The sequence below is a fragment of the Nonomuraea rhizosphaerae genome (genome assembly GCF_019396405.1).
In the GTDB taxonomy this organism is placed as follows: domain Bacteria; phylum Actinomycetota; class Actinomycetes; order Streptosporangiales; family Streptosporangiaceae; genus Nonomuraea; species Nonomuraea rhizosphaerae.
In genome coordinates this window covers 1-3,896 of the sequence record NZ_JAHKRL010000005.1, presented here as the reverse complement: position 1 = coordinate 3,896, position 3,896 = coordinate 1, and the positions used below count along the sequence as shown (strand labels likewise).

The window sequence follows — 3,896 nt, the reverse complement described above, 5'->3', positions numbered from 1 at the left end:
CCCCGCCCCGAGGGGATGCTGGCCGACTTCGACGGGCGGCTGCCGTCCGCGCTGACCGAGGGGCAGGCGCTGGTCGGCGAGGAGATCGCCGCCGACCTGGCTCTGGAGCATCCGATGCACCGGCTGCTCCAGGGCGAGGTGGGCGCAGGCAAGACCGTGGTGGCGCTGCGCGCCATGCTCCAGGTGGTCGACGCGGGCGGCCAGGCCGTGCTGCTGGCGCCCACCGAGGTGCTGGCCCAGCAGCACCACCGCTCGATCAGCGGCATGCTGGGCGAGCTGGCGCAGGGCGGCATGTTGGGCGGCACGGCGGTCGGCCTGCTCACCGGCTCCATGGGGGCCGCGGCCCGGCGGTCGGCGCTGCTCGACGCCGCCTCCGGCAACGCCGGCATCGTCGTCGGCACGCACGCCCTGCTCCAGGAGCACGTCCAGTTCGCCGACCTGGGGCTGGTCGTGGTCGACGAGCAGCACAGGTTCGGGGTGCAGCAGCGCGACGCGCTGCGCGAGAAGGCGGGCGGCGGGCGCCCGCACGTGCTGGTCATGACCGCCACCCCGATCCCGCGCACGGTCGCCATGACGGTCTTCGGCGACCTGGAGGTCTCGACGCTGTCGCAGCTCCCCTCGGGCCGCGCGCCGATCACCACCCACGTCGTGCCCGCCGCCGACAAGCCCCACTACCTCGAACGCACCTGGGAGCGCGTACGCGAGGAGGTCGCGCTCGGCCGCCAGGCCTACATCGTCTGCCCGCGCATCGGCGACCTGGAGGGCGACGAGGGCGACCTGGAGGCACTGTCGGGCGAGGACGACAAGCGACCGCCGCTGGCCGTGCTCGACGTGGCCCAGCTCCTGTCCGAGGGCCCCTTCCACGACCTGCGCCTCGGAGTGCTGCACGGCAAGCTGCCGCCGGAGGAGAAGGACGCGATCATGCGCGCGTTCAGCAGGGGCGAGCTGGACGTCCTGGTGGCCACGACGGTCATCGAGGTCGGCGTGGACGTCCCCAACTCCTCCGTGATGATCATCATGGACGCCGACCGCTTCGGCGTCTCCCAGCTCCACCAGCTCCGCGGCCGGGTCGGCCGGGGCGGCCTGCCGGGCCTGTGCCTGCTGGTCTCCGACTTCCCCGAGAACACCCCGGCCCGCGCCCGCCTCGACGCCGTCGCCGCCACCCTGGACGGCTTCGAGCTGTCCCGCGTCGACCTCGAACAACGCAGGGAGGGCGACGTCCTGGGCGCGGCCCAGTCCGGCAAACGCTCCTCACTGAAACTGCTGCAACTCCTGCGCGACGAGGACGTCATCGAAACCGCCAGAGAAGAAGCCGCCGCCCTCCTGGAAAAGGACCCGGACCTGATCTCCAACGCCCCGTTGAGAGCGGAGATAGACCGCCTCCTGGAGGACGAGAAGGCCGAATACCTGGAGAAGACCTGACCCCGCGCCGAAAGGCGCTGGGCTTTTCGGCGCCGCGACGGCGGAAGCGCGGTCGGCGAATCCGGCGCCTTGTACGGCGGTGACGACGAGCCGTGGAATCGGCTGAGAATTCGCTCGTGTCGGCGGCCGGCCGTCATCCGGTCAGCGGCCGTATTCCTGGAGGCCCCCGGCCCTGGTCGGCGGGTGGCGGTGGGGGCGGCCTGCCGTACGAGCGGAAAAGGCTTGTGAAAAGATCCCAGCCGCGGGGACGGCCTCCCCCCGAATGCCGTCCCCGGCTGGGCCCACCCTCGGGTCAGGTGCCGAGGGAACCGGCGTGCGGAAGGGCTCACGATCACGCCGGTCGACCTTCAACTGGGTCATCTTGAAGGCCGCAGGACTCATCATGCGAGACCGTCCGCGAGATGTGAATCACCCTTGCGTAGTCGAGGCCGACACTTGTCCACTCTTGACCTGCGCCGACATGCGGAACAATGGCCTTCATGACTCGGATCATCGCGGGGAGCGCGGGTGGGCGGCGGCTGACCGTCCCGCCGGGGCGCGGGACGAGGCCGACCAGCGACAGGGCGCGAGAAGGGATCTTCTTGACCCTCGACTCGCTGCACGGCCTGGAGGGCGCCCGGGTGATCGACCTGTACGCGGGTTCGGGCGCCGTCGGCCTGGAGGCGCTGTCGCGCGGGGCCGGGCACGCGCTGCTCGTGGAGTCCGACCCGAGGGCCGCCCGCGTGATCAGGGCGAACGTCCAGTCACTGGCCCTGGAGAACGCCCAGGTCGTCGCCGACAAGGTCGAGCGCCTGCTGGCCAAGGCGGCCGACGCCCCGTACGACATCGTCTTCGCCGACCCGCCCTACGCGGTGCCGGACGCGGACGTGCAGCGGGTCCTGGAGCTGCTGCGGGACAACAGCTGGCTGACTGACGGGGCGATTGTGGCTTTCGAGAGGGAAAGCCGGGGAAAAGCCTTGATGTGGCCCGAAGGCTTTGTCGAGGAGAGGGTCCGTCGCTACGGTGAAGCGTCCGTTTGGTACGGTCGCGCCGCCGGGAACCCGTAGACCTGGGGAGGCGTTTTGCGCCGCGTTGTCTGCCCGGGGTCGTTCGACCCCATCACCAATGGCCACCTTGACATCATCGGCCGGGCCGCCCGGCTGTATGACGAGGTGACCGTGGCAGTGCTCATCAACGTCGAGAAGAGCGGCCTGTTCACGGTCGACGAGCGGATCGACGTGCTGCACACCGTGACCGAGGAGTACCCGAACGTCAAGGTGCGCAAATTCCACGGCCTGCTGGTCGACTTCTGCAAGCAGAACGACATCCCCGCGATCGTCAAGGGGATCAGGGTGGTCAGCGACTTCGACTACGAGCTGCAGATGGCCCAGCTCAACTACCGGATGTCCGGGGTCGAGACGCTGTTCATGCCGACGAACCCCGAGTACTCGTTCCTGTCCTCTAGCCGGGTCAAGGAGATCGCCCGCTACGGTGGGGACGTGTCCGGACTGGTCCCTGACCTGGTGCACGAGCTGTTGATCGAGCGGCTCAGGGGCTGACGCCGACCTGGTATCCTTTCATTTCGGCCTTGTACGACGGCGATCTTTTCGCCATGCCTAGCGAGAGCAGGATGACTCAGCACCTCGACCCCCGCCGCCCATGGGTGATCTCCACTCACGATCTGGGAAGGCGGCCGGGCACGATGCGCCGGGTGAGCCTGAGCCTCCCGGCACCGGCGGATCTCGGCGTCGACATGATCGGAGTCCCCAAGGACGCCGAAGTCGAGCTGGATCTCCGGTTCGAAGCAGTGATGGAAGGCGTGCTCGTCTCGGGCACGGCGCACGCCCCGCTGGCCGGGGAGTGCGCGCGGTGTCTTGACCAGCTCACCTCGGACGTCGAGGTGGACCTGCAGGAGCTGTTCTTCTACTCCGACGAGGACGCCTCGGAGGAGGACTCACTGCTCGACGGTGAGCTGCTGGACCTCGAGCCGACGTTCCGCGACGCGGTGGTGCTGGCACTGCCGCTCAGTCCCGTCTGTGACGAGGGCTGCGCGGGGCTCTGCACGGAGTGCGGGGTCAAGCTGGCCGAGGCCGGTGACGACCACCGGCACGAGAAGATCGACGCCCGGTGGGCGTCGTTGCAAGGTCTGGTTACCGAGAACGATAACGATCAGGAGAAGTGACGTGGCCGTCCCGAAGCGAAAGATGTCGCGGAGCAACACCCGCGCCCGTCGCTCCCAGTGGAAGACGACTGCTGTCGCCCTGGTGAGCTGCCCGCAGTGCCGTTCGCCCAAGCAGCCGCACATCGCGTGCCCCACCTGCGGCACCTACAACCGCCGTCAGGTCATCGAGCCGTCCGCCTGATCGCAGCGCGCCTCTGACGTGTTCAGAGGTTGACGTGATGCCGACCGGGTGCAATTGTGCCCCGGTCGGCGTTACCGTCTCAGATGCGTGCAGTGGCGGTTCGCCCGCGGCCGGGGTGGGGGCCGGGGGTTC

Annotated in this window: 5 protein-coding genes; all 5 read left to right on the top strand. The window is 69.3% G+C overall.

The features are described 5' to 3' along the window. The coding region (locus tag KME77_RS00200; protein ID WP_219459875.1) for an ATP-dependent DNA helicase RecG at nucleotides 1-1,422 on the top strand (1,422 nt) is incomplete at its 5' end. 479 nt (nucleotides 1,423-1,901) lie between these two features. Further along, nucleotides 1,902-2,468, top strand: a complete 567-nt coding sequence (gene rsmD / locus KME77_RS00195; RefSeq protein ID WP_219459874.1) for a 16S rRNA (guanine(966)-N(2))-methyltransferase RsmD — start codon at nucleotides 1,902-1,904, stop codon at nucleotides 2,466-2,468. A gap of 15 nt (nucleotides 2,469-2,483) precedes the next feature. Continuing rightward, nucleotides 2,484-2,960, top strand: coding sequence for a pantetheine-phosphate adenylyltransferase (coaD, locus tag KME77_RS00190; protein WP_219459872.1), 477 nt, complete (start codon nucleotides 2,484-2,486; stop codon nucleotides 2,958-2,960). Between the two features lie 53 nt (nucleotides 2,961-3,013). Beyond that, nucleotides 3,014-3,583 carry a YceD family protein gene (locus KME77_RS00185; RefSeq protein ID WP_372451105.1) on the top strand — a complete coding sequence of 190 codons (570 nt, stop codon included), beginning with the start codon at nucleotides 3,014-3,016 and terminating at the stop codon, nucleotides 3,581-3,583. 1 nt (nucleotide 3,584) lies between these two features. Continuing rightward, complete coding sequence (rpmF, locus tag KME77_RS00180; protein ID WP_033409409.1) at nucleotides 3,585-3,764, top strand: 50S ribosomal protein L32; 180 nt, start codon at nucleotides 3,585-3,587, stop codon at nucleotides 3,762-3,764. Nucleotides 3,765-3,896: the final 132 nt, after the last annotated feature.